21 protein-coding genes are annotated in these 24,205 nt (G+C 62.0%); 20 read left to right on the top strand and 1 reads right to left on the bottom strand.

Going from position 1 to position 24,205, the window contains the following annotated elements:
* Nucleotides 1-220 precede the first annotated feature (220 nt).
* Nucleotides 221-490, top strand: a complete 270-nt coding sequence (cspD, locus tag ACJRW5_RS09240) for a cold shock domain-containing protein CspD (RefSeq protein ID WP_484570221.1) — start codon at nt 221-223, stop codon at nt 488-490.
* A 75-nt stretch (nt 491-565) separates the two neighbouring features.
* Here the strand turns inward: cspD and icd are convergent, their stop codons facing one another.
* Nucleotides 566-1,822, bottom strand: a complete 1,257-nt coding sequence (gene icd / locus ACJRW5_RS09235) for an NADP-dependent isocitrate dehydrogenase (protein ID WP_484570220.1) — start codon at nt 1,820-1,822, stop codon at nt 566-568.
* 359 nt (nt 1,823-2,181) lie between these two features.
* On the opposite strand from icd, the gene ACJRW5_RS09230 reads away from it, so the two are divergent.
* The 19 genes from ACJRW5_RS09230 (at nt 2,182) to nuoI (ending at nt 24,153) form a co-directional block, all read left to right on the top strand.
* A complete protein-coding gene (locus ACJRW5_RS09230) occupies nt 2,182-4,410 on the top strand; it encodes an NADP-dependent isocitrate dehydrogenase (RefSeq protein WP_484570219.1) in 2,229 nt (742 codons plus the stop codon).
* Between the two features lie 73 nt (nt 4,411-4,483).
* Nucleotides 4,484-4,924, top strand: a complete 441-nt coding sequence (locus ACJRW5_RS09225; protein WP_484570218.1) for an NUDIX hydrolase — start codon at nt 4,484-4,486, stop codon at nt 4,922-4,924.
* A 186-nt stretch (nt 4,925-5,110) separates the two neighbouring features.
* A complete protein-coding gene (gene mnmA / locus ACJRW5_RS09220; RefSeq protein ID WP_484570217.1) occupies nt 5,111-6,223 on the top strand; it encodes a tRNA 2-thiouridine(34) synthase MnmA in 1,113 nt (370 codons plus the stop codon).
* Entirely contained in the window at nt 6,220-6,840 is a 621-nt protein-coding gene (hflD, locus tag ACJRW5_RS09215) for a high frequency lysogenization protein HflD (RefSeq protein WP_484570216.1), read from the top strand. Before mnmA ends, hflD begins: the two co-directional genes overlap by 4 nt.
* A gap of 2 nt (nt 6,841-6,842) precedes the next feature.
* Nucleotides 6,843-7,715: a DMT family transporter gene (locus ACJRW5_RS09210; protein WP_484570215.1), complete on the top strand. Its 873-nt coding sequence runs from the start codon at nt 6,843-6,845 to the stop codon at nt 7,713-7,715.
* Nucleotides 7,716-7,865: 150 nt separating this feature from the next.
* Complete coding sequence (purB, locus tag ACJRW5_RS09205) at nt 7,866-9,236, top strand: adenylosuccinate lyase (protein WP_484570214.1); 1,371 nt, start codon at nt 7,866-7,868, stop codon at nt 9,234-9,236.
* Between the two features lie 78 nt (nt 9,237-9,314).
* Nucleotides 9,315-10,481 carry a ribosomal protein uL16 3-hydroxylase gene (locus ACJRW5_RS09200; RefSeq protein WP_484570213.1) on the top strand — a complete coding sequence of 389 codons (1,167 nt, stop codon included), beginning with the start codon at nt 9,315-9,317 and terminating at the stop codon, nt 10,479-10,481.
* Nucleotides 10,474-10,899 (top strand): GNAT family N-acetyltransferase, encoded by a 426-nt coding sequence (locus ACJRW5_RS09195; RefSeq protein WP_484570212.1) that lies wholly within the window; start codon nt 10,474-10,476, stop codon nt 10,897-10,899. The genes ACJRW5_RS09200 and ACJRW5_RS09195 overlap by 8 nt, the downstream gene beginning before the upstream one ends.
* Nucleotides 10,900-10,907: 8 nt before the next feature.
* Nucleotides 10,908-11,549 (top strand): DUF7931 domain-containing protein, encoded by a 642-nt coding sequence (locus ACJRW5_RS09190; protein WP_484570211.1) that lies wholly within the window; start codon nt 10,908-10,910, stop codon nt 11,547-11,549.
* Nucleotides 11,546-12,355, top strand: coding sequence for a secretin N-terminal domain-containing protein (locus ACJRW5_RS09185; protein WP_484570210.1), 810 nt, complete (start codon nt 11,546-11,548; stop codon nt 12,353-12,355). The genes ACJRW5_RS09190 and ACJRW5_RS09185 overlap by 4 nt, the downstream gene beginning before the upstream one ends.
* A 555-nt stretch (nt 12,356-12,910) precedes the next feature.
* Complete coding sequence (locus ACJRW5_RS09180) at nt 12,911-14,506, top strand: isocitrate lyase (protein ID WP_484570209.1); 1,596 nt, start codon at nt 12,911-12,913, stop codon at nt 14,504-14,506.
* 545 nt (nt 14,507-15,051) lie between these two features.
* A complete protein-coding gene (locus ACJRW5_RS09175; RefSeq protein WP_484570208.1) occupies nt 15,052-15,465 on the top strand; it encodes an NADH-quinone oxidoreductase subunit A in 414 nt (137 codons plus the stop codon).
* Nucleotides 15,466-15,475: 10 nt separating this feature from the next.
* Nucleotides 15,476-16,153: a NuoB/complex I 20 kDa subunit family protein gene (locus tag ACJRW5_RS09170; RefSeq protein WP_037055875.1), complete on the top strand. Its 678-nt coding sequence runs from the start codon at nt 15,476-15,478 to the stop codon at nt 16,151-16,153.
* A 63-nt stretch (nt 16,154-16,216) separates the two neighbouring features.
* A complete protein-coding gene (gene nuoC / locus ACJRW5_RS09165) occupies nt 16,217-17,998 on the top strand; it encodes an NADH-quinone oxidoreductase subunit C/D (RefSeq protein ID WP_484570207.1) in 1,782 nt (593 codons plus the stop codon).
* A 1-nt stretch (nt 17,999) separates the two neighbouring features.
* Nucleotides 18,000-18,494: an NADH-quinone oxidoreductase subunit NuoE gene (gene nuoE, locus ACJRW5_RS09160; RefSeq protein WP_484570206.1), complete on the top strand. Its 495-nt coding sequence runs from the start codon at nt 18,000-18,002 to the stop codon at nt 18,492-18,494.
* Nucleotides 18,491-19,837 (top strand): NADH-quinone oxidoreductase subunit NuoF, encoded by a 1,347-nt coding sequence (nuoF, locus tag ACJRW5_RS09155; RefSeq protein WP_484570205.1) that lies wholly within the window; start codon nt 18,491-18,493, stop codon nt 19,835-19,837. The genes nuoE and nuoF overlap by 4 nt, the downstream gene beginning before the upstream one ends.
* A 58-nt stretch (nt 19,838-19,895) precedes the next feature.
* Entirely contained in the window at nt 19,896-22,604 is a 2,709-nt protein-coding gene (gene nuoG / locus ACJRW5_RS09150) for an NADH-quinone oxidoreductase subunit NuoG (protein ID WP_484570204.1), read from the top strand.
* The gene (nuoH, locus tag ACJRW5_RS09145) at nt 22,601-23,593 is read left to right on the top strand and encodes an NADH-quinone oxidoreductase subunit NuoH (protein ID WP_484570203.1); all 993 of its coding nucleotides are present in this window, start codon (nt 22,601-22,603) and stop codon (nt 23,591-23,593) included. Before nuoG ends, nuoH begins: the two co-directional genes overlap by 4 nt.
* An 11-nt stretch (nt 23,594-23,604) precedes the next feature.
* Nucleotides 23,605-24,153: an NADH-quinone oxidoreductase subunit NuoI gene (gene nuoI, locus ACJRW5_RS09140; RefSeq protein WP_484570202.1), complete on the top strand. Its 549-nt coding sequence runs from the start codon at nt 23,605-23,607 to the stop codon at nt 24,151-24,153.
* Nucleotides 24,154-24,205: the final 52 nt, after the last annotated feature.

Raw genomic sequence — 24,205 nt, 5'->3', positions numbered from 1 at the left:
AGGTTCAAGGCTGGACGAACAGGGATGCTAGGGGGAGTTTGACTAAGTTCTCAGCCATCCGCCGTATAGCCTTGACTATCGGCAAAAGGGTGTTACAACCAAAGAATACCCGTTAACGGGTATCAGGGGTTCCACGCTTTCGCCCAGCCTGGTCGGTTATCGCGCGGAATCGAAGTGGATGATACTCCAGAGATGGAGTCCTTTGCAGAGGGATATCAGCATGCTCAGCGGTAAGGTCAAGTGGTTCAACAACGCCAAAGGCTACGGATTCATCCTGGCCGACGGCCGAGATGAGGACCTGTTCGCCCATTACTCGGCCATCCAGATGGAAGGTTATAAAACGCTCAAGGCCGGCCAGCCGGTCCGCTTCGAGATCGTGCAAGGCCCTAAAGGACTGCATGCCGTCAACATCAGCGCGGCTACCGCCAACCAGGACGCACCAGTGTCCACTCCCCAGACGCAGGCCGTCGCAAGCACTGTCGAAGTCTGAGCATCCTGGCAAATCGCCACGAAAAGGCCGGTCATGTGACCGGCCTTTTTTTCACCTGGGCGTGAGATCTTTCAACTACATATGACTGATCATCGCATCGCCGAACTCGGAGCATGACATCAGTTTCGCGCCCTCCATCAGGCGCTCGAAGTCATAGGTCACGGTCTTGGCTGCAATGGCGCCATTGGTGCCCTTGATGATCAGATCAGCCGCCTCGGCCCAACCCATGTGGCGCAGCATCATCTCGGCAGAGAGAATGACCGACCCCGGATTGACCTTGTCCTGGCCTGCGTACTTGGGCGCCGTGCCATGCGTGGCCTCGAACATGGCGACCGAGTCCGACAGGTTGGCGCCCGGCGCGATGCCGATACCACCCACTTCTGCCGCCAGGGCGTCGGACAGGTAGTCCCCATTGAGGTTGAGCGTGGCGATCACGTCATACTCGGCTGGGCGCAACAAGATCTGCTGCAGCATGGCGTCGGCGATCACGTCCTTGACCACGATGTTCTTGCCGGTACGCGGGTTCTTGAACTGCATCCATGGGCCACCATCGAGCAGCTCAGCACCGAACTCCTCACGGGCAATCTCGTAGCCCCATTCCTTGAAGGCACCCTCGGTGAACTTCATGATGTTGCCCTTGTGCACCAAGGTCACCGAGCCGCGATCATTGTCCACCGCGTATTGCAGAGCCTTGCGCACCAGGCGCTTGGTGCCCGCCTCGGACACCGGTTTGATGCCGATCCCGCACATGTCGGTGAAACGGATCTTCTTGACGCCCATCTCCTCGGTGAGGAACTTGATGACCTTTTCCGCCTCGGGACTGCCAGCCTTCCACTCGACGCCGGCATAGATGTCTTCGGAGTTCTCGCGGAAGATCACCATGTCCACGTCTCCCGGCTTCTTCACCGGGCTGGGTACACCTTCGAACCAGCGCACCGGGCGCAGACAGACATAAAGGTCGAGCTCCTGGCGCAGAGCCACGTTGAGCGAACGAATACCACCACCTACTGGTGTGGTCAGCGGCCCCTTGATCGAGACCACATAATCACGCACGGCCTCAAGGGTTTCTTTCGGCAGCCAGGTGTCCTGATCGTAAACCTGGGTGGCTTTCTCGCCGGCATAAACTTCCATCCAGGAGATCTTGCGGGTGCCGCCGTAGGCTTTTTCTACTGCGGCGTCGACGACCTTGATCATCACCGGAGAAATATCGACGCCAATGCCATCACCCTCGATAAACGGAATGATGGGGTTGTTCGGTACATTCAGTGACATATCGGCGTTGACGGTGATTTTGTCACCGCTGGCTGGCACCTGGATCTTTTGGTATCCCATGCTGGACTCCATCTTGTGGTTAGACAGTGTGCATTCCCGAGAGTAGCGCAAAGCGCTTGGCGAGACATATGTGCGAAGGTCTTATTCAACAGGGCATTCTGCGGCGCGGTGCCGCAGTGGTATACTGCTTAGGTGACTAACGAGTCATAAGGGGCGACCTGACTGGAACCAGACAGCAGCCTCTTGCAATCGGTAGACGGCCACACTGCCTATCGGTTCGAAATGCTCGACACTCTACGGGTGCATCCAACATCACCGCGGCGAGTCCTCGGCCCAGCCTCACCATCATGGGGCTCAAGCGCCTACCCGCGCAGGTCGAGTTTCTATGCGCGCTCAGCAAAGAAGAGAGTTAACCCTAAATGTCCACCCCTTCGAAGATCATCTACACCTTCACCGACGAAGCTCCGGCCCTCGCTACCTATTCGCTTCTGCCCATTGTAGAAGCCTTTGCCGCCTCGGCTGACATCTCCGTTGAAACCCGCGACATCTCTCTTGCTGGACGGATCCTGGCAAGCTTTGCCGACCGCCTGGACGCCGACAAGCGCATCGATGACGACCTGGCCAAACTGGCTGAACTGACTCTGCAGGCCGATGCCAACATCATCAAACTGCCGAACATCAGTGCCTCGGTACCGCAGCTCAAGGCCGCTATCACCGAACTGCAGGCTCAGGGCTTCAACATCCCGAACTTCCCGGAAGATCCGCAGAGCGACGAGGACAAAGAAGTCCGCTCGCGTTACGCCAAGGTTCTCGGCTCGGCCGTAAACCCGGTTCTGCGTGAAGGCAACTCCGACCGCCGCGCCCCGGCCGCCGTAAAGGCTTACGCGCGCAAGCATCCGCACAGCATGGGCAAGTGGAGCATGGCTTCGCAGTCCCACGCCGACTACATGCGCGGCGGTGACTTCTTCTCCAGCGAACAGTCGATCACCATGGCCAAGGCCGGTGACGTACGCATCGAATTCGTCGGCAAAGACGGCAAGGTCGAGGTCAAGAAACAACTCGCCCTGCAGGAAGGCGAAGTCTTCGACAGCATGTTCATGAGCTGCAACAAACTGCGTGCCTTCTTCGAGAAGACCCTGCAGGACTGCAAGGACACCGGCGTCATGTGGTCCCTGCACGTCAAGGCGACCATGATGAAGGTCTCCCACCCGATCGTCTTCGGTCACGCCGTCAGCGTTTACTACAAGGACGTGTTCGACAAGTACGGCGACCTGTTCAAGGAACTGGGCGTCAACCCGAACAACGGCATCAGCAGCGTCTATGACAAGATCAAGACCCTGCCGGCCTCGCAGCAGGAAGAAATCCTCCACGACATCCACGAGGTCTACAGCCATCGCCCGGAAATGGCCATGGTCGACTCGGTCAAGGGCATCACCAACCTGCATATCCCGAGCGACGTCATCGTTGACGCCTCGATGCCGGCGATGATCCGTAACTCCGGTCAGATGTGGGGCAAGGACGGCAAGCAGAAAGACACCAAAGCGGTCATGCCGGAGAGCACCTACGCGCGCATCTACCAGGAGATGATCAACTTCTGCAAAACCAACGGCGCATTCGACCCAACCACCATGGGCACCGTGCCGAACGTTGGCCTGATGGCGCAGAAAGCCGAGGAATACGGCTCTCACGACAAGACCTTCGAAATGACTGCCGATGGCACCATGCGCGTGGTCGCGGCCGACGGCACCGTGCTGATGCAACACGAAGTGGAAGCCGGCGACATCTGGCGCGCCTGCCAGACCAAGGACGCGCCGATCCGCGACTGGGTCAAGCTGGCCGTTACCCGCGCCCGCCAATCCGACACCCCGGCGATTTTCTGGCTGGACCCGGAGCGCGCTCACGATCGCGAACTGCAGAAGAAGGTCGAGCTGTACCTGAAGGATCACGACCTGACTGGTCTGGATATCCGCATGATGGGCTACAACGAAGCCATCCGCGTTTCCATGGAGCGCATGATCCGCGGCCAGGACACCATCTCGGTGACCGGCAACGTACTGCGTGACTACCTGACCGACCTGTTCCCGATCATGGAACTGGGCACCTCGGCCAAGATGCTGTCCATTGTCCCGCTGATGGCTGGCGGCGGCATGTACGAAACCGGCGCCGGCGGCTCGGCTCCGAAGCACGTTCAACAGTTGGTCGAAGAGAACTACCTGCGCTGGGATTCGCTCGGCGAGTTCCTGGCCCTGGCCGTCTCCCTGGAAGAAACCGGCATCAAGACCAGCAACGCCAAGGCCAAGGTTCTGGGCAAGACCCTGGACCAAGCCACCGGCAAACTGCTGGACAACAACAAGTCCCCGGCGCGCAAGGTCGGCGAAATCGACAACCGTGGCAGCCACTTCTACCTGGCCCTGTACTGGGCCCAGGCTCTGGCCGCTCAGGACGAAGACGCCGCACTGAAAGCCCACTTCGCACCGCTGGCCAAGCAGCTCACCGAGCAGGAAGCGACCATCGTTGCCGAACTGGCTGCCGTACAGGGCAAGCCGGCCGAAATCGGCGGCTACTACCGCTCCAACCCGGAGCTGACCAGCAAGGTCATGCGCCCCAGCGCCACCTTCAACGCTGCCCTGGCCGCGCTGAACGCCTGATAAGGCAACGCTGACAAGAACCCCGGCCAATGCCGGGGTTCTTTTTTTCATCCCCGACAAAAGGACCCCACCGATGCAATGGCAACCGCACATCACCGTGGCCACGGTGATCGAAGATCAGGGCCGTTTTTTGTTCGTCGAGGAACTGAAGGCCGGAAAAATGGTGCTCAACCAGCCTGCCGGCCACCTGGAAGCCAACGAATCGCTGCGCCAGGCCGCACTCCGCGAAACCCTCGAAGAAACCGCCTGGGAAGTCGAGCTGACTGGCCTGCTGGGCATCTATCTATATGTCGCGCCGAGTAACGGCGTCACCTACCAGCGCGTATGCTTTATCGCCCGCCCACTGCGCCATGACCCCGAACGCGCCCTGGATAGCGATATCAGCGGCATCACCTGGCTGACCCGCGACGAGCTGGCCGCCCAGCCCGAGCGCTGGCGCAGCGAGCTGGTTCTGCGCTGCGTCGATGATTACCTGGCCGGCATCAGCGGGCCGCTGGAGCTGGTACGCGATTGATCGTCAGCGCACGCCTTCGCGTAGGGTGCGCTGCGCGCACCACGAAACAGCGCGTGCTTGCTCGGTGCACACGGCACACCCTAGGCACAAGGACACCCGCCTCGATCGTCGCGGATTTCATCCGGGCTACGGGAGTAGGCTTTCTGGTAGACTCGGCAGTTTTTCAGGCTTCACTCGCAGACTCCCATGCAAGCACCTAGCACCCAACGCGTGATCGTCGGCATGTCCGGCGGTGTCGATTCGTCCGTTTCCGCCCTGCTACTGATGGAACAGGGCTATCAGGTCGAAGGCCTGTTCATGAAGAACTGGGACGAAGACGACGGCACCGAATATTGCACCGCCATGGATGACCTGGCCGACGCCCAGGCCGTATGCGATCGCATTGGCATCAAGCTGCACACTGCCAATTTCGCCGCCGAGTACTGGGACAACGTGTTCGAGCACTTCCTCGCCGAATACAAGGCCGGGCGCACGCCAAACCCGGACATCCTGTGCAACCGCGAGATCAAGTTCAAAGCCTTCCTCGACTACGCCCTGAGCCTGGGCGCCGACCTGATCGCCACCGGCCACTATGTTCGTCGCCGCGACATCGACGGCCGCACCGAACTACTCAAGGGGCTGGACCCGAACAAGGACCAGAGCTACTTCCTCCACGCTGTCGGCGGCGAGCAGATCGCCAAGACCCTGTTCCCGGTCGGCGAACTGGAAAAGCCGCAGGTACGCGCCATTGCCGAGAAGTACGAGCTGGCCACGGCGAAGAAGAAGGATTCCACCGGTATCTGCTTCATTGGCGAGCGTCGCTTCAGCGACTTTCTCAAGCAATACCTGCCGGCGCAGCCGGGCGACATCGAGACCATCGACGGCCAGGTCATTGGCCGCCACCACGGCTTGATGTACCACACTATCGGCCAGCGCCAGGGTCTGGGCATCGGCGGCCTCAAGGACGCCAGCGATGATCCCTGGTATGTATTGCGCAAGGACCTGACGCGCAACGTACTGATCGTCGGCCAAGGCAACGAGCATCCCTGGCTGTTCTCCCGAGCCCTGCTCACCTCGGACATCTACTGGGTCAACCCGTTGGATCTGAGCAGCCCGCGCCGACTGACCGCCAAGGTGCGCTATCGCCAGAGCGACCAGAGCTGCACCCTGGAACAGACCGCCAGCGGCTATCGCGCCGTGTTCGACGAACCGCAGCGCGCTGTTACCCCTGGCCAGTCCGTGGTGTTCTACGACGGCGAGGTGTGCCTCGGCGGTGGCGTGATCGAAACCGCAGAAGCCTGGTACGAGGACGCCCGATGACCCCGCTTCAGGAGCAACTGGTCGCGCTCGGCGCCGTATTCGAAGCGGCCGTGCTGGCGGACAAGATCGCCCGCACTGGCCAGGTCAGCGAAGCCTCGATGAGCTGCATGCTCGGCAGCCTGCTGGTGCGCGACCCGAAAGGCACGCTGGACGTGTATGGCGGCGACGACCTCAACCTGCGTGACGGCTATCGCGCCCTGATCAGCTCGCTGGAGCGCAACCCATCCGCTCTGCAACGCGAGCCGCTGCGCTACTCGCTGGCCCTTATCGGCCTGGAGCGGCAACTCGACAAGCGTGATGACATGCTGCAGATCATGGGCAGCCGCCTGGATCAGATTCAGCAGCAGGTCGAACATTTCGGTCTGGTCCACGACAATGTCATCGCCGCCTGCGGCGGCCTGTACCAGGACACCATCAGCACCTTCCGCCAGCGCATCCAAGTGCATGGCGACATGCGCTTTCTGCAGCAACCGAACAACGCGGCGAAGATCCGCGCCCTGCTGTTGGCCGGCATCCGCTCGGCGCGCCTGTGGCGGCAGCTGGGAGGGCACCGCTGGCAGCTGGTATTCAGCCGCGGCAAGCTGCTCAAAGAACTCTACGAATTGATGCGTAACTAGCCGTGACTGCAGCCAGCCGTAGTGTCAAACCTCTGCAAGGTGCCCTACTGCTGGCCCTCTCCGCACTGCTCTTCGCCCTCATGGGCGTTGGCATCCGGCAGATATCCAGTAGCGTCAACAACGAGTCGGTAGTGTTCTTTCGCAACCTGGTCGGCGTACTGTTCTTCCTGCCGCTGATACTCATGCGCGGTATCCGGCCGTTGCGCACCACTCGCCTGAAATCCCACCTGTGGCGCACCAGCTACGGCCTGGCGGCGATGTACTGCTTCTTCTACGCCATCGCTCACCTGCCGCTGGCCGACGCCATGCTGTTCACCTATTCGGCACCGGTGTTCACCCCACTGATCGCACACTTCTGGCTCAAGGAGCCGCTGACCAAACGCATGCTGCTGACCAGCCTGGCCGGGCTGGCCGGGCTGTGCGGCGTACTGATGGTGGCCAAGCCCAGCGCCGCGCTGCTCGATGCCCAGGCCCTGGTCGGGCTTGCCGCCAGCCTGATGGCGGCGTTCGCCTTCGTCTCCATCCGCGAGATGAGCGATACCGAGCCAGCCACCCGCATCGTTTTCTACTTCTCCCTGTTCAGCGCCCTGATCTCGGCGATCCCGCTGAGCTGGAGCTGGCAGCCGCTCGTCGGCCTGCAACTAAGCTGGCTACTGGGGATCGGCCTGCTGGCCACCGCCAGCCAGATCATCATGTCGCGCGCCTACGGCCTGGCGCCGCCCGGGCTGATCGGACCCGTCGCGTACCTCGCAATCGTCTTCGCCGGCATTATCGCCTGGCTGCTCTGGGGCGAAACACCCGACAGCCTGTCGCTGTTCGGCGCGGCGCTGATTTTCACCGCCAGTCTGTTATCGGTCGCCAGACGCAGCGCATAGACGGCCAAGCGTTCGTTTTCATGTATGATATGCGCCCTTTTCTTTAGAGGTCGTCCTGGCGCACGAGCCAAGGCCCGCTCTACCCGAGCAAGCCCGACGCAACGCAGCATCCGGACGACTTGATCAGCCCGACAGCCCGAGAACGCCTACATGCAGCTTTCCTCGCTCACCGCGGTTTCCCCCGTCGACGGCCGCTACGCCGGCAAAACCAGCGCTCTGCGCCCCATTTTCAGCGAATACGGCCTGATCCGTAGCCGCGTACTGGTCGAAGTACGCTGGTTACAGCGCCTCGCCGCGCACGAAAGCATCCCGGAAGTGGCGCCCTTCTCCGCCGAAGCCAACGCCCTGCTCAATGAACTGGCGGAGAACTTCGCCGTCGAGCACGCCGAGCGCGTCAAGGAAATCGAGCGCACCACCAACCACGACGTCAAAGCCGTGGAGTACCTGCTCAAGGAGCAGGCCGCCAAGCTGCCGGAACTGGACAAGGTCAGCGAGTTCATCCACTTCGCCTGCACCAGCGAGGACATCAACAACCTATCCCACGCACTGATGCTGCGCGAAGGCCGCGACGACGTGCTGCTGCCACTGATGAAGCAGCTGGCCGGCGCCATTCGCGAACTGTCGGTGAAGTTCGCCGACGTGCCGATGCTGTCGCGCACCCACGGTCAGCCGGCCTCGCCGACCACCCTGGGCAAGGAACTGGCCAACGTCGTCTACCGCCTGGAGCGTCAGATCGCTCAGGTCGCCGCCGTGCCGCTGCTGGGCAAGATCAACGGCGCCGTGGGCAACTACAACGCCCACCTGTCGGCCTACCCGAGCATCGACTGGGAAGCCAACGCGCGCCAGTTCATCGAAGGTGACCTGGGTCTGACCTGGAACCCCTACACCACGCAGATCGAACCGCACGACTACATTGCCGAGCTGTTCGACGCCATCGCCCGCTTCAACACCATCCTGATCGACTTCGACCGCGACGTGTGGGGCTACATCTCCCTCGGTTACTTCAAGCAGAAGACCGTGGCCGGTGAAATCGGCTCCTCAACCATGCCGCACAAGGTCAACCCGATCGACTTCGAGAACTCCGAAGGCAACTTAGGGATAGCCAACGCGATCTTCCAGCACCTGGCCAGCAAGCTGCCGATCTCGCGCTGGCAGCGTGACCTGACCGACTCCACCGTGCTGCGCAACCTTGGCGTCGGTTTCGCCCACAGCGTCATCGCCTACGAAGCAAGCCTCAAGGGAATCAGCAAGTTGGAGCTCAATGCTCAGCGCATTGCTGAAGATCTGGATGCCTGCTGGGAAGTGCTCGCCGAGCCGATCCAGACCGTGATGCGTCGCTACGCCATCGAGAACCCCTACGAGAAGCTCAAAGAGCTGACCCGCGGCAAGGGCATCAGTCCCGAGGCCCTGCTGGCCTTCATCGATGGCCTGGACATGCCGACCGCTGCCAAGGAAGAGCTCAAGCAACTGACCCCGGCGCGCTACATCGGTAACGCCGTGGCCCAGGCCAAACGCATCTGAGCGACACCAGCCTCGAGGACGCCCGGCTGAGCCGGGCGTTTTTGTTTAAAGGTTTTTATCTATTTCAAGGGCTTACCGATGAATCCTGATACTCCGCTGCAATTGCTGGGCGGCCTCACAGCCCGTGAATTTCTGCGCGACTACTGGCAGAAGAAACCCCTGCTGGTACGCCAGGCCGTTGCGGACTTCGAAAGCCCGATCAGCCCGGACGAACTGGCCGGCCTGGCACTGGAAGAGGAAGTCGAATCGCGCCTGGTGATCGAGCATGGCGAGCGTCCCTGGGAGCTGCAGCGCGGCCCGTTCAACGAAGACACCTTCCAGGCGTTGCCCGAGCGCGAATGGACCCTACTGGTACAGGCGGTCGACCAATTCGTGCCGGAAGTGGCCGAACTGCTGGAGGACTTCAAGTTCCTGCCCAAGTGGCGCATCGACGACCTGATGATCAGCTTCGCCGCTCCGGGCGGCGGTGTTGGTCCGCATTTCGACAATTACGACGTTTTTCTGCTGCAGGCTCACGGTCATCGTCGCTGGCAAGTTGGCCAGATGTGCGATTCCGACAGCCCGCTGCTACCCCACGCCGATCTGAAGATCCTGGCCGAATTCGAACCAACTGATGAGTGGGTACTGGAGCCCGGCGATATGCTCTATCTGCCGCCGTGCCTGGCCCACAACGGCATTGCCGAGGATGATTGCATGACCTATTCCGTGGGCTTCCGCGCGCCGAGCGCCGCCGAAGTACTGACCCATTTCACCGATTTCCTCGGCCAGTTCCTGCCGGATGAGCAGCGCTACAGCGACGCGGACATCCAGCCAAGCGAGGATCCTAATCAGATCCAGCGCGACGCATTGGAGCGCCTCAAGGCCCTGCTCAACGAGCACATGAGTGACGAGCGCCTGCTGATGACCTGGTTCGGCCAGTTCATGACCGAGCCCAAGTACCCGGAACTGGTCGCCGGTATAGACATCGAGGAAGAAGACTTCCTCGGTGCCCTGGAAGATGGCGCCATCGTCATCCGCAACCCCAGCGCACGCATGGCCTGGTCAGAGGTCGGTGAAGACCTAGTGCTGTTCGCCAGCGGCCAGAGCCGCCTGGTCACGGTACGCCTGCGCGAACTGTTGAAGCTGATCTGCAGCGCCGATGCGTTGCATATCGAAAACCTTGGCGCCTGGCTGGCCGATGACGAAGGGCGTACCCTGCTCTGGGAACTGGTCAAACAGGGCAGCCTGGGATTTGCCGATGAGTGACATCAGCGTCCGCGTCGCGGACTGGCACAAGGACAATGCCGAACTGCGGCGCATCCGCGACAGCGTGTTCGTCGCCGAGCAATCCGTTCCACCAGAACTGGAATGGGATGCAGAGGACGCCGATGCCGTGCACTTTCTCGTCGAGGAAGGTGACTATGCAGTGGGTACGGCACGCCTGCTGCCCGACGGCCATATCGGCCGCGTGTCGGTGCTCAAGGACTGGCGCGGCCTCAAAGTTGGCGAAACCCTGATGCAGGCGGTAATTGCCGAAGCGGAAAAGCGCGGGCTGCGTCAGCAAATGCTCACGGCTCAGGTGCACGCCACACCATTCTATGAAAGGCTAGGCTTCAGGATTGTCAGCGACGAGTATCTCGACGCTGGTATCCCGCACGTGGATATGGTGCGCACCAGCCAGTAGAGGACGCGATGGACAACGAAAACGCCCCGATCGAACCGAGCGATGAGCAAACACCAAGCGAGTTGGCAGCTATCGAATTCGAGTCGCCGGGGCGTTTTGCCGTGCACAATCCCGAGCCCATCATGCCAGACGCCGCGCGATGGGAGCCGGCCCCTTTTACGCTTGGCGAGCATGACCGCCTGGAGCGGTTCAGCCAGCCGAAGGACGCTCGCGCCCACGTGCTGGCACTGATCCAGCAGGCCCGGCGCAACCTGTGCCTGTACAGCGATGATCTCGAGCCCTGGCTCTATCACCACAGCAGCGTACAACAGGCCTGCACGCGCTTTCTGCTGTCCAGCCCACGGGCAAGATTGCGCATTCTCGTGCGCGATCCGACCCGCGCGGTAAAAGAGGGACATCGCCTGCTGACCCTGTCGCGGCGACTGTCCTCCAACCTGAGCATCCGCAAGCTCAACCCCGACTATCCCGGCGAAGAACTGGCTTACCTGATTGCCGACGACAGCGGTCTGCTGCTGCGCCCGGAACTCGACCAGCAGGCCGGCTATGCGCTTTATGCCGATCCCGCCCGCGTACGCCAGCGACAGGCCCAATTCGACCAGGCCTGGGACACCAGCATTACCGACCCTGACCTGCGGAGCTTTCTGCTATGACCCTTCGCGCACTGCTTGCCACCTTGCTGCTTGGCCTGTGCCTGCCTCTGCAGGCCGCAACGGAAGTGATACCGCTGAACTACCGCACGGCCGACGACGTAATCGGCGTGGTGCAGTCCATGCTGGGCAATGAGGGCAAGGTCAGCGCCTACGGCAACCAGTTGATCGTCAACGCATCACCGGCGAAGATCGGCGAAATCCGGGTATTGCTGCAGCAACTCGACACCCAACCACGGCGCCTGCTGATCACTGTGGAAAGCACTGACAGCAACTACCAGAATGATCGCGGCTATCGCGTCGACGGCACGCTCAGCGCCGGCAATGCGGAAGTACAGGTAGGCCGTGGTGAAGTGAATGGCCGCGATCAGGTGCGCATCATTCGCCGCAGCACCGACAGTCGTGGTGGTGGCACCCAGCAGGTGCAAGCCACCGAGGGTTATCCGGCGCTGATTCAGGTCGGCCAGAGCGTGCCGCTCACCAGCACCGGGACCGGCCCTTACGGCCAGATTTATCAGGACACCCAGTATCGCGACGTGACACGCGGTTTCTACGTGACAGCCAGCCTGTCCGGCGAACGGGTGCACGTGACCATCAGCAGCCAGCGCGACCGCGTCAACCGCGGCAACCCCAACGTGATCGACGTACAGAGCACCGACACCCGCGTCAGTGGACGCCTGGGTGAATGGATCACGCTCGGGGGTGTCAGCGAGGAAACCAGCTCCAGCGGGCGTGATGTACTGCGTCGCCACACCACTCAGGGCCGTGACGACATGTCGCTGCGCCTGAAAGTAGAGTCCCTCGACTGACCCCCGACCAAAGTCGCATACCCTCATATCCGAAGAAGCATGGACAGGCCGCGCACCCCGCGAATTCCCTGAAACGCCCGCGCCATGGGGCGTCAAGCGTGACCAGCCAGTCGCAGACTGAATATGTAGTAGTCTTAAAAAACCACTACAAAACGTTTGACGAAGCATTTCACCAGAGGCATGATGGCCTCGCTCCCGCTAGCCAGGGGTCCTGAAAAGGATCTCCAGACCGCCCGCGAAGTACTTCGCGCCGGTCCGTGTCCCAACAGCCCAAAAGGCCGTACGACGAGGTTGCGACTGGAACGAAGTTGTCCTGAGGGACGGGGAAGCGTTTAGCGTCAGACAGATCGAAGACCCAGCAAATGCCCAAGGTTTCCACGAGCCGGCCGGCCAAGCGAAGTTGTCGAGCTGTTAGCCACATCCCCCTCCTCCTGCGTCACCCTCGCCCCAGCCGTCCTCTCGCCGTCAAGCGGAAGCCTCCCGCATTCACTGCACTCGTCATGTGCGTTGAGTCGGTAGCCAGTGCTCAACCATCATTTTCTGGAAGGATTGACCATGTCCGCATATCAAAACGACATCAAGGCTGTGGCCGCGCTGAAAGAGCAATTCGGCAACAGCTGGAGCGCTATCAACCCTGAGTCCGTCGCCCGTATGCGCGCTCAGAACCGTTTCAAGACCGGTCTGGAAATCGCTCAGTACACTGCTGACATCATGCGCAAGGACATGGCCGAGTACGACGCTGACGCCTCCGTCTACACCCAGTCCCTGGGTTGCTGGCACGGCTTCATCGGTCAGCAGAAGCTGATCTCGATCAAGAAGCACCTGAAGACCACCAACAAGAAGTACCTCTACCTGTCCGGCTGGATGGTTGCGGCCCTGCGTTCCGACTTCGGCCCACTGCCGGACCAGTCGATGCACGAGAAGACGGCCGTCTCCGACCTGATCGAAGAGCTGTACACCTTCCTGCGCCAGGCCGACAGCCGCGAACTGGATCTGCTGTTCACCGCCCTGGACGCCGCTCGTGAGGCTGGCGACCATGCCAAGGCCGCTGAGATTCAGCAGCAGGTCGACAACTTCGAAACCCATATCGTGCCGATCATCGCCGATATCGATGCCGGCTTCGGCAACCCGGAAGCCACCTACCTGCTGGCCAAGCGCATGATCGAAGCGGGTGCCTGCTGCATCCAGATCGAGAACCAGGTTTCCGACGAGAAGCAGTGCGGCCACCAGGACGGCAAAGTAACCGTTCCGCACGCTGACTTCCTCGCCAAGATCGCTGCCGTTCGCTACGCGTTCCTCGAACTAGGCATCGACAACGGCGTGATCGTTGCGCGTACCGACTCCCTGGGCGCCGGCCTGACCAAGCAGATCGCCGTGACCAAAGAGCCGGGCGACCTGGGTGACCTGTACAACTCCTTCCTCGACTGCGAAGAAGTGTCCGCTGCCGAGCTGGGCAATGGCGACGTAGTAATCAACCGCGGTGGCAAGCTGCTGCGTCCGAAGCGTCTGCCGTCCAACCTGTTCCAGTTCCGCAAGGGCACCGGTGAAGACCGCTGCGTACTGGACTGCATCACCAGCCTGCAGAACGGCGCAGACATGCTGTGGATCGAAACCGAGAAGCCGCACGTTGGCCAGATCAAGGCCATGGTTGACCGTATCCGCGACGTCATCCCGAATGCCAAGCTGGTCTACAACAACAGCCCGTCCTTCAACTGGACCCTGAACTTCCGCCAGCAGGTGTTCGACGCCATGGCCGCCGAAGGCAAGGACGTTTCCGCCTACGACCGCGCCAAGCTGATGAGCGTGGAGTACGACGAGACCGAACTGGCCAAGCTCGCCGACGAGAAGATCCGCACCTTCCAGCGCGATGGCTCCGCCCAGGCTGGCATCTTCCACCACCTGATCACCCTGCCGACCTACCACACCGCCGCGCTGTCCACCGACAACCTGGCCAAGGGCTACTTCGCCGACGAGGGCATGCTGGCCTACGTGAAGGGCGTTCAGCGTCAGGAACTGCGTCAGGGTATCGCCTGCGTCAAGCACCAGAACATGGCTGGCTCCGACATCGGCGACAACCACAAGGAGTACTTCGCCGGCGAAGCTGCTCTGAAGGCAAGCGGTAAAGACAACACCATGAACCAGTTCCACTAAGAAGGACGGTTCTCTGCTGCGGACCACGCATCCGCAGCAGCTTTTTGCCTAATCCGCCCCGGCCAAACCGGGGCTCTTTTTTTGTGCTTTGCCATCCCAGGCGGCCACCCCTGGGGTTATCGCAGAGCGACGTCAAAAATCGCTCACGGCGATGTATTGCGGTCTATCTTCGCCCCAACAAGTGCTGCCTCCTGCTTTCGCCGCAGCACCAAAGTCTCAGTGAAATACTTATCTCGCTGAGTCTCTCCAGAGGCGCAAATGAGGCAAATTGGCTAGGTGAATCAAATGCATGATTTGTTATCTGCCGGTTGCCAGCTAGAGTTGCAAGAGTACTGGCCTAGACGGCCTGAGCACTCAGCGTGATCGTGCCGAGTCAATCAGAAGCACGACAGAAAAGATCAAAGTGCAAGAATATTTTTTTCACTGAAAAATTTACTTACAGTTATCTTGCTCATAGTATTGTGTACACACTTTGCGTCAGCGCCCTCGATGGCGTTTGGCGACTACTAAATTAAAAGCCGTTCCTTACTTCAAGGAGTACCGGCATGCCTGATGCGGTAACGAACATGTCCCAGAACTGGGCTTTCGCTGTTTTCTTGCTGGGTGTCTGTGGGCTCATAGCCTTCATGCTCGGCGTTTCCAGCCTGCTTGGCAGCAAGGCGTGGGGGCGCAGCAAGAACGAGCCGTTCGAGTCGGGCATGCTCCCCACCGGCAGCGCGCGTCTGCGCCTGTCAGCCAAGTTCTATCTGGTCGCGATGCTCTTCGTGATCTTCGACGTTGAAGCCCTCTATCTCTTCGCTTGGGCTGTCTCGGTGCGCGAAAGCGGCTGGGCGGGCCTGATCGAAGCTACAGTTTTCATAGCAATTCTGTTGGCAGGTCTTGTCTATCTTTGGCGAATCGGCGCGCTCGATTGGGCACCGCAGGGACGTCGTGAACGGCAGGCGAAGCTAAAACAATGAGGCTTTGGCGATGCAATACAAACTTACTCGGGTCGACCCGGATGCGCCCAATGAGGCGTACCCGATCGGCCAGCGGGAGGTCGTCTCCGACCCGCTGCTAGAGGATCAGGTTCACAAGAACATCTACATGGGCAAGCTCTCTGACGTGCTGAACGGCGCGGTCAACTGGGGGCGCAAGAATTCCCTGTGGCCATACAACTTCGGCCTCTCTTGCTGCTATGTGGAAATGACCACCGCCTTCACCGCCCCGCACGACGTTGCGCGCTTCGGTGCTGAAGTCATTCGTGCATCACCACGCCAGGCTGACTTCATGGTCATCGCCGGCACCTGCTTCATCAAGATGGCGCCGGTCATCCAGCGTCTCTATGAGCAGATGCTGGAGCCCAAGTGGGTCATCTCCATGGGTTCATGCGCCAACTCCGGTGGTATGTACGACATCTACTCGGTCGTTCAGGGCGTGGACAAGTTCCTCCCCGTCGACGTCTACATTCCCGGCTGCCCGCCCCGCCCCGAGGCGTTCCTGCAAGGCTTGATGCTGCTGCAGGAATCCATCGGCCAGGAGCGCCGCCCGCTATCCTGGGTCGTAGGCGACCAAGGCATCTACCGTGCCGAAATGCCTTCGCAAAAGGAACAGCGCCGCGAGCAGCGAATCGCCGTTACCAACCTGCGTAGCCCCGACGAAGTCTGAGCCGATGCTTGCCCGCGCAAGCGTCACGCCCACTTTCTACGTTGTTCGATAGCGACCGAGACCATGACTCAAGACACCGTTGTGTCCATACCGCCTTACAAGGCTGACGACCAGGACGTCGTCGCCGAACTGCGCGCCCAATTCGGCGACGACAGCTTCACCCTGCAAAGCACCCGCACCGGCATGCCCGTTCTCTGGGTCGCCCGTGAGCGCCTGATCGAAGTGCTCACTTACTTGCGCAAGCTGCCGCGCCCCTATGTGATGCTCTACGACCTGCACGGCGTCGACGAGCGCCTGCGCACCCAGCGTCGCGGCCTACCGGATGCCGACTTCACGGTGTTCTACCACCTGATGTCGCTGGAGCGTAATAGTGACGTAATGATCAAGGTCGCCTTGTCCGAGCGCGACCTCAACCTGCCCACCGCCACCAGTATCTGGCCCAACGCCAACTGGTACGAGCGCGAAGTCTGGGATCTGTACGGCATCACCTTCACCGGCCACCCGCACCTGAGCCGCATCATGATGCCGCCGACCTGGGAAGGTCATCCGCTGCGCAAGGATTACCCGGCGCGCGCCACCGAATTCGATCCGTTCAGCCTGACCCTGGCCAAGCAGCAGCTTGAGGAAGAGGCTGCGCGCTTCCGCCCCGAAGACTGGGGCATGAAGCGCGGCGGCGAGCATGAGGACTACATGTTCCTCAACCTCGGCCCCAACCACCCTTCTGCCCACGGCGCCTTCCGCATCATCCTGCAGCTCGACGGCGAAGAAATCGTCGATTGCGTGCCGGAGATCGGCTACCACCACCGTGGCGCCGAGAAGATGGCCGAGCGGCAGAGCTGGCACAGCTTCATCCCCTACACCGACCGCATCGACTACCTAGGCGGGGTGATGAATAACCTGCCCTACGTGCTCTCGGTGGAAAAGCTCGCCGGCATCAAGGTGCCGGCCCGTGTCGACTTCATCCGCGTGATGCTCGCCGAGTTCTTCCGCATCACCAGTCACCTGCTGTTCCTCGGTACCTACATCCAGGACGTCGGTGCGATGACGCCGGTGTTCTTCACCTTCACCGACCGCCAGCGCGCCTACAAGGTGATCGAAGCCATCACCGGCTTCCGCCTGCACCCGGCCTGGTATCGCATCGGCGGCGTCGCCCACGACCTGCCGCGCGGCTGGGACAAACTGGTCAAGGAGTTCGTCGACTGGCTGCCCAAGCGCCTCGACGAATACGAGAAGGCCGCACTGAAGAACAGCATCCTCAAGGCCCGCACCATCGGCGTGGCACAGTACAACACCAAGGAAGCGCTGGAATGGGGCACCACCGGCGCCGGCCTGCGTGCCACCGGTTGCGACTTCGACCTGCGCAAGGCGCGCCCCTATTCCGGTTACGACAACTTCGAGTTCGAGGTGCCGCTGGCCGCCAATGGCGACGCCTATGACCGTTGCATGGTCCGCGTGGAAGAGATGCGCCAGAGCATCCGCATCATCGACCAGTGCCTGCGCAACATGCCGGAAGGCCCATACAAGGCCGATCACCCGCTGACCACACCGCCGCCGAAAGAGCGCACGCTGCAGCACATCGAAACCCTGATCACCCACTTCCTGCAGGTTTCCTGGGGCCCGGTCATGCCGGCCAACGAAGCCTTCCAGATGATCGAGGCGACCAAGGGCATCAACAGCTACTACCTGACCAGCGACGGCAGCACCATGAGCTACCGCACCCGGATTCGCACCCCCAGCTTCGCCCACCTGCAGCAGATCCCTGCTGTTATTCGCGGCAGCATGGTGGCGGATCTGATCGCCTATCTGGGCAGTATCGACTTCGTCATGGCCGACGTGGACCGCTGATATGAACACGCTAATCCAGACAGACCGCTTCACCCTCAGCGAAACCGAGCGCTCGGCCATCGAGCACGAAATGCATCACTACGAAGACCCACGCGCCGCCAGCATCGAAGCGCTGAAGATCGTCCAGAAGCAGCGCGGCTGGGTGCCGGACGGCGCCGCTGACGCCATTGGCGCAATCCTCGGCATTCCCGCCAGCGACGTCGAAGGCGTGGCCACCTTCTATAGCCAGATTTTCCGCCAGCCGGTGGGTCGCCATGTGATCCGCGTGTGCGACAGCATGACCTGCTACATCGGCGGCCACGAGTCGGTGGTCGGTGAGATGCAGAAACAACTTGGCATCGGCCTCGGCCAGACCACTACCGACGAGCGTTTCACCCTCCTGCCGGTGTGCTGCCTGGGCAATTGCGACAAGGCTCCGGCGCTGATGATCGACGACGACACCTTTGGCGACGTTCGACCCGACGGTGTCGCCAAGCTGCTGGAGGCCTACAAATGAAAACCTTGACCTCCATCGGCCCGGCCAACCGCATCACTCGCAGCGAAGAAACCCATCCGCTGACCTGGCGCCTGCGTGACGACGCCCAGCCGGTATGGCTCGACGAGTACCAGCAGAAGAACGGCTATGTGGCCGCACGCAAGGCACTCAGCGAAATGGCCCAGGCCGACATCGTGCAGACCGTCAAGGAATCCGGCCTCAAGGGCCGTGGCGGTGCAGGCTTCCCCACGGGCGTGAAGTGGGGCCTGATGCCGGCCGACGAATCCATGAACATCCGCTACCTGCTGTGCAATGCGGATGAAATGGAGCCCAACACCTGGAAAGACCGCATGCTCATGGAGCAGCTGCCCCACCTGTTGGTGGAAGGCATGCTGATCTCCGCGCGCGCGCTCAAGGCCTATCGCGGCTATATCTTCCTGCGCGGCGAGTACGTCGACGCCGCGGCCAACCTCAACCGCGCCATCGACGAAGCCAAGGCTGCCGGCCTGCTCGGCAAGAACATTTTCGGCTCGGGCTTCGATTTCGAGCTGTTCGTACATACGGGCGCCGGGCGCTACATCTGCGGCGAAGAAACCGCGCTGATCAACTCACTGGAAGGCCGCCGCGCCAACCCGCGCGCCAAGCCGCCCTTCCCAGCCGCCGTCGGCGTGTGGGGCAAGCCGACCTGCGTCAACAACGTCGAAACCCTGTGCAACGTGCCGGCCATCATTGGTCAGGGCGTGGACTGGTACAAATCCCTCGCCCGCCCCGGTAGCGAAGACCACGGCACCAAGCTGATGGGCTTCTCCGGCAAGGTGAAAAACCCCGGTCTGTGGGAGCTGCCGTTCGGCGTCACTGCCCGCGAGCTGTTCGAGGACTACGCCGGCGGCATGCGCGACGGCTACACCCTCAAGTGCTGGCAGCCCGGCGGCGCTGGTACCGGCTTCCTCCTGCCCGAGCACCTCGAAGCGCAGATGTACGCCGGCGGTATCGGCAAAGTCGGCACGCGCATGGGCACCGGCCTGGCGCTGGCGGTGGACGACTCGATCAACATGGTCTCCCTGCTGCGCAACATGGAAGAGTTCTTCGCCCGCGAGTCCTGCGGCTGGTGTACGCCGTGCCGCGACGGCCTGCCCTGGAGCGTGAAGATCCTCCGCGCCCTGGAGCGCAAGCAAGGCACCGCCGAAGACATCCAGACCCTGCTCGGCCTGGTCAATTTCCTCGGCCCCGGCAAGACCTTCTGCGCGCATGCGCCAGGCGCCGTGGAGCCGTTGGGCAGTGCCATCAAGTATTTCCGTGAAGAGTTCGAGGCCGGTGTGGCCCAGGTGGCGACTACGCCCCGCACGCCAGCGACCGCGAGCTGAACAGACGAATTCCCTTAGCCAGCCGCTTTAACCAGCGGGTAAACGAAGACTTAAAGAAATGGCCACTATCCACGTAGACGGCAAAGATTTCGAAGTCGATGGTGCAGACAACCTCCTGCAGGCCTGCCTGTCCCTCGGACTCGATATCCCCTACTTCTGCTGGCACCCCGCGCTGGGAAGCGTCGGGGCCTGCCGGCAGTGCGCGGTCAAGCAGTACAACGACGAGAACGACACCCGTGGTCGTATCGTCATGTCCTGCATGACGCCTGCCACCGACAACACCTGGATCAGCATCGATGACGAGGAATCCAAGGCGTTCCGCGCCAGCGTCGTCGAATGGCTGATGACCAACCACCCGCACGACTGCCCGGTGTGCGAGGAAGGTGGTCACTGCCACCTGCAGGACATGACGGTGATGACCGGGCACAACGCCCGCCGCTACCGTTTCACCAAGCGCACCCACCAGAACCAGGAGCTTGGCCCGTTCATCGCCCACGAGATGAACCGCTGCATCGCCTGCTACCGCTGCGTGCGCTACTACAAGGACTACGCCGGCGGCAGCGATCTGGGCGTCTACGGCGCGCACGACAACGTCTACTTCGGCCGCGTCGAAGATGGCACCCTGGAAAGCGAGTTCTCCGGCAACCTGGTCGAGGTCTGCCCGACCGGCGTGTTCACCGACAAGACCCATTCCGAGCGCTACAACCGAAAGTGGGACATGCAGTTCGCCCCGAGCATCTGCCATGGCTGCTCCAGCGGCTGCAACATCAGCCCCGGTGAACGCTACGGCGAACTGCGCCGCATCGAGAACCGCTTCAACGGCTCGGTGAACCAGTACTTCCTCTGCGACCGTGGCCGCTTCGGCTATGGCTACGTCAACAACGCGGATCGCCCGCGCCAGCCACTGCTGGCTGGCCAGGCCATCGGCATCGATGCCGCGCTGGACAAGGCCGCCGAGCTGCTCAAGGGCAAGCGTGTGATCGGCATTGGCTCGCCGCGCGCCAGCCTGGAAGCCAACTTCGCCCTGCGTGAGCTGGTGGGCGCTGAGCACTTCTACAGCGGCATCGCCGCTGGCGAACTGGCCAATATCCGCCTGATCCGCGACATCCTGCAAAACGGCCCGCTGCCAACGCCGACCCTGCGCGATGTCGAGCTGCACGACGCCATCTTCGTCCTCGGCGAAGACCTGACCCAGACCGCCGCACGCATGGCCCTGGCCCTGCGCCAGGCGGTCAAGGGCAAGGCCACCGAGATCGCTGCCGGTGCGCGGATTCAGGATTGGCACATGGCAGCCGTGCAGAACGTCGCCCAGCACGCCCGCCATCCGCTGTTTATCGCCAGCGTCGCGGAAACTCGCCTGGATGATGTGGCCGCCGAAAGCGTGCACGCTGCCCCGGCGGATCTGGCCCGTATCGGTTTCGCCGTGGCCCACGCCATCGACCCGAGCGCTCCGACCGTCGACGGCTTGGAAGCCGAAGCGCAAGCGCTGGTACAACGCATCGCCGACGCCCTGCTCGCGGCCAAGCGCCCGCTGATCGTCTCCGGCGCCTCGCTGGGCGACAAAGCCCTGATCGAAGCCGCTGCCAATATCGCCAGCGCGCTGAAGAACCGTGAGAAGAACGGCTCGCTGAGTCTGGTGGTGCCCGAAGCCAACAGCCTGGGCTTGGCTCTGCTCGGCGGCGAGTCGGTCGATGCTGCGCTGGACGCCCTGAGCAGCGGCCAGGCCGATGCCGTCATCGTGCTGGAAAACGACCTGTACCGCCGCGCCGATGCCGCCAAGGTCGATGCAGCGCTCAGCGCCGCACAGACAGTGATCGTCGCCGATCACCAGCGCACCGCCACCAGCGAACGCGCCCACCTGCTGCTGCCGGTGGCGAGCTTCGCCGAAGGCGACGGCACCCTGGTCAGCCTCGAAGGCCGTGCCCAGCGTTTCTTCCAGGTCTATGAACCGAGCTACTACGACGCCGGCATTCTGATCCGCGAAGGCTGGCGCTGGCTGCACGCGCTGCACAGCACCCTGCAAGGTAAGGCCGTGGACTGGACGCAACTGGATCAGGTAACAGAAGCCTGCGCTGCCAGCAATCCGCTGCTGGCCGGGATCAAGGATGCCGCGCCGAGCGCCGCGTTCCGCATCAAGGGCCTCAAGCTGGCGCGCGAGCCGCACCGCTACAGCGGTCGCACCGCCATGCGCGCCAATATCAGCGTGCATGAGCCGCGTCAGCCGCAGGATCAGGACAGCGCCTTTGCCTTCTCCATGGAAGGCTACGCCGGCAGCAAGGAAGACCGGCAGCAGATTCCGTTCGCCTGGTCGCCGGGCTGGAACTCGCCGCAGGCCTGGAACAAGTTCCAGGACGAGGTCGGCGGTCATCTGCGTGCCGGCGACCCCGGCGTGCGCCTGCTCGAAGCTGCTGGCAATGCCCTGCCCTGGTTCGCCGTCAGTGCTGCGTTCAACCCGGCAGCCGGCACCTGGCAGGTGGCACCGCTGCACCACCTGTTCGGCAGCGAGGAAAACTCCGCGCGCGCCAAGCCGATTCAGCAGCGCATGCCCGAGCCCTATGTGGCCCTGGCCCGTGATGAAGCGGCACGCCTGGGCGTGAACGACGGCGCGCTGCTGGCCCTGCGCGTCAACGGCCAGGCACTGCGCCTGCCGTTACAGGTGCGCGATGACCTAGCCGTCGGCCTGGTCGGTCTGCCGCTTGGCTTGCCGGGCATTCCCGCAGCAGTCGCTGGTGCCAGCGTGACCCTGCTACAGGAGGCCGCGCAATGAACTGGTTGACGCCCGAACTGATCGAGATCGTCATCGCGGTACTCAAGGCCATCGTCATTCTGCTGGTGGTGGTGGTCTGCGGCGCGCTGCTGAGCTTCATCGAGCGCCGTCTGCTCGGTTGGTGGCAGGATCGCTACGGCCCTAACCGTGTGGGGCCGTTCGGCATGTTTCAGATCGCCGCCGACATGATCAAGATGTTCTTCAAGGAGGACTGGACGCCGCCGTTCGCCGACAAGTTCATCTTCACCCTGGCGCCGATGATCGCTTTCGCCGCGATGCTGATGGCCTTCGCCATCATCCCCATCACCCCGAACTGGGGCGTGGCGGATCTGAACATCGGCATCCTGTTCTTCTTCGCCATGGCCGGGCTTTCGGTCTATGCGGTGCTGTTCGCCGGCTGGTCGAGCAACAACAAGTTCGCCCTGCTCGGCAGCCTGCGTGCCTCGGCCCAGACCATCTCCTACGAGGTGTTCCTGGCCCTGGCGCTGATGGGCGTGGTGGCGCAGGTTGGCTCGTTCAACATGCGCGACATCGTCGATTACCAGGCGCAGAACCTGTGGTTCATCATTCCGCAGTTCTTCGGCTTCTGTACCTTCTTCATCGCTGCCGTCGCGGTGACCCACCGTCACCCGTTCGACCAGCCGGAGGCCGAGCAGGAGCTGGCCGACGGCTACCACATCGAATACGCCGGGATGAAATGGGGCATGTTCTTCGTTGGCGAATACGTGGCCATCGTCACCGTCTCGGCGCTGCTGGTAACCCTGTTCTTCGGTGGCTGGCACGGCCCGTTCGGCATCCTGCCGCAGATCCCGTTCTTCTGGTTCGCGCTGAAAACGGCCTTTTTCATCATGATCTTCATTCTGCTGCGCGCGTCGATCCCACGCCCGCGCTATGACCAGGTCATGGCCTTCAGCTGGAAGTTCTGCTTGCCGCTGACCCTGATCAACCTGCTGGTGACTGGCGCCCTGGTGCTGGCTACGGCCCAGTAAGGAGAAACGCAATGTTCAAATACATCTGGGACATCCTGGTTGGCACCGCCACCCAACTGCGCAGCCTGGCCATGGTGTTCAGCCATGGCTTTCGCAAGCGCGACACCCTGCAATATCCGGAAGAGCCGGTCTACCTGCCGCCGCGCTACCGTGGCCGCATCGTCCTGACCCGCGACCCCGACGGCGAAGAACGCTGCGTGGCCTGCAACCTGTGCGCGGTGGCCTGCCCGGTGGGCTGCATCTCGCTGCAGAAGGCCGAGACCGATGACGGTCGCTGGTACCCGGAGTTCTTCCGCATCAACTTCTCGCGCTGCATCTTCTGCGGCCTGTGCGAGGAAGCCTGCCCGACCACCGCGATCCAGCTCACCCCCGATTTCGAGATGGGCGAGTTCAAGCGTCAGGATCTGGTGTACGAGAAGGAAGACCTGCTGATCAGCGGCCCCGGCAAGAACCCGGACTACAACTTCTACCGCGTTGCCGGTATGGCCATCGCCGGCAAGCCCAAAGGCGCCGCGCAGAACGAGGCCGAGCCGATCAACGTCAAGAGCCTGCTGCCATGACTCGTTCTTACCCTCTCCCCCAGCCCCTCTCCCGCAAGCGGGAGAGGGGTGC

Source organism: Pseudomonas pichavaramensis (assembly GCF_050473265.1).
Taxonomy (GTDB): Bacteria; Pseudomonadota; Gammaproteobacteria; order Pseudomonadales; family Pseudomonadaceae; genus Aquipseudomonas.
The sequence above is the reverse complement of the archived record's forward strand: the minus strand, read 5'-3'. Positions and strand labels throughout refer to the sequence as shown.

What these genes read in the sequence shown, in the direction of transcription:
- nuoC (WP_484570207.1), top strand. Translation starts at nt 16,217, where the DNA reads ATGACTCAAGACACCGTTGTGTCCATACCGCCTTACAAGGCTGACGAC.
- nuoF (WP_484570205.1), top strand. Translation starts at nt 18,491, where the DNA reads ATGAAAACCTTGACCTCCATCGGCCCGGCCAACCGCATCACTCGCAGC.
- cspD (WP_484570221.1), top strand. Translation starts at nt 221, where the DNA reads ATGCTCAGCGGTAAGGTCAAGTGGTTCAACAACGCCAAAGGCTACGGA.
- ACJRW5_RS09200 (WP_484570213.1), top strand. Translation starts at nt 9,315, where the DNA reads ATGAATCCTGATACTCCGCTGCAATTGCTGGGCGGCCTCACAGCCCGT.
- nuoG (WP_484570204.1), top strand. Translation starts at nt 19,896, where the DNA reads ATGGCCACTATCCACGTAGACGGCAAAGATTTCGAAGTCGATGGTGCA.
- ACJRW5_RS09180 (WP_484570209.1), top strand. Translation starts at nt 12,911, where the DNA reads ATGTCCGCATATCAAAACGACATCAAGGCTGTGGCCGCGCTGAAAGAG.
- nuoH (WP_484570203.1), top strand. Translation starts at nt 22,601, where the DNA reads ATGAACTGGTTGACGCCCGAACTGATCGAGATCGTCATCGCGGTACTC.
- ACJRW5_RS09185 (WP_484570210.1), top strand. Translation starts at nt 11,546, where the DNA reads ATGACCCTTCGCGCACTGCTTGCCACCTTGCTGCTTGGCCTGTGCCTG.
- ACJRW5_RS09175 (WP_484570208.1), top strand. Translation starts at nt 15,052, where the DNA reads ATGCCTGATGCGGTAACGAACATGTCCCAGAACTGGGCTTTCGCTGTT.
- nuoE (WP_484570206.1), top strand. Translation starts at nt 18,000, where the DNA reads ATGAACACGCTAATCCAGACAGACCGCTTCACCCTCAGCGAAACCGAG.
- ACJRW5_RS09190 (WP_484570211.1), top strand. Translation starts at nt 10,908, where the DNA reads ATGGACAACGAAAACGCCCCGATCGAACCGAGCGATGAGCAAACACCA.
- ACJRW5_RS09195 (WP_484570212.1), top strand. Translation starts at nt 10,474, where the DNA reads ATGAGTGACATCAGCGTCCGCGTCGCGGACTGGCACAAGGACAATGCC.
- hflD (WP_484570216.1), top strand. Translation starts at nt 6,220, where the DNA reads ATGACCCCGCTTCAGGAGCAACTGGTCGCGCTCGGCGCCGTATTCGAA.
- icd (WP_484570220.1), bottom strand. Translation starts at nt 1,822, where the DNA reads ATGGGATACCAAAAGATCCAGGTGCCAGCCAGCGGTGACAAAATCACC.
- nuoI (WP_484570202.1), top strand. Translation starts at nt 23,605, where the DNA reads ATGTTCAAATACATCTGGGACATCCTGGTTGGCACCGCCACCCAACTG.
- ACJRW5_RS09170 (WP_037055875.1), top strand. Translation starts at nt 15,476, where the DNA reads ATGCAATACAAACTTACTCGGGTCGACCCGGATGCGCCCAATGAGGCG.
- mnmA (WP_484570217.1), top strand. Translation starts at nt 5,111, where the DNA reads ATGCAAGCACCTAGCACCCAACGCGTGATCGTCGGCATGTCCGGCGGT.
- ACJRW5_RS09225 (WP_484570218.1), top strand. Translation starts at nt 4,484, where the DNA reads ATGCAATGGCAACCGCACATCACCGTGGCCACGGTGATCGAAGATCAG.
- ACJRW5_RS09230 (WP_484570219.1), top strand. Translation starts at nt 2,182, where the DNA reads ATGTCCACCCCTTCGAAGATCATCTACACCTTCACCGACGAAGCTCCG.
- purB (WP_484570214.1), top strand. Translation starts at nt 7,866, where the DNA reads ATGCAGCTTTCCTCGCTCACCGCGGTTTCCCCCGTCGACGGCCGCTAC.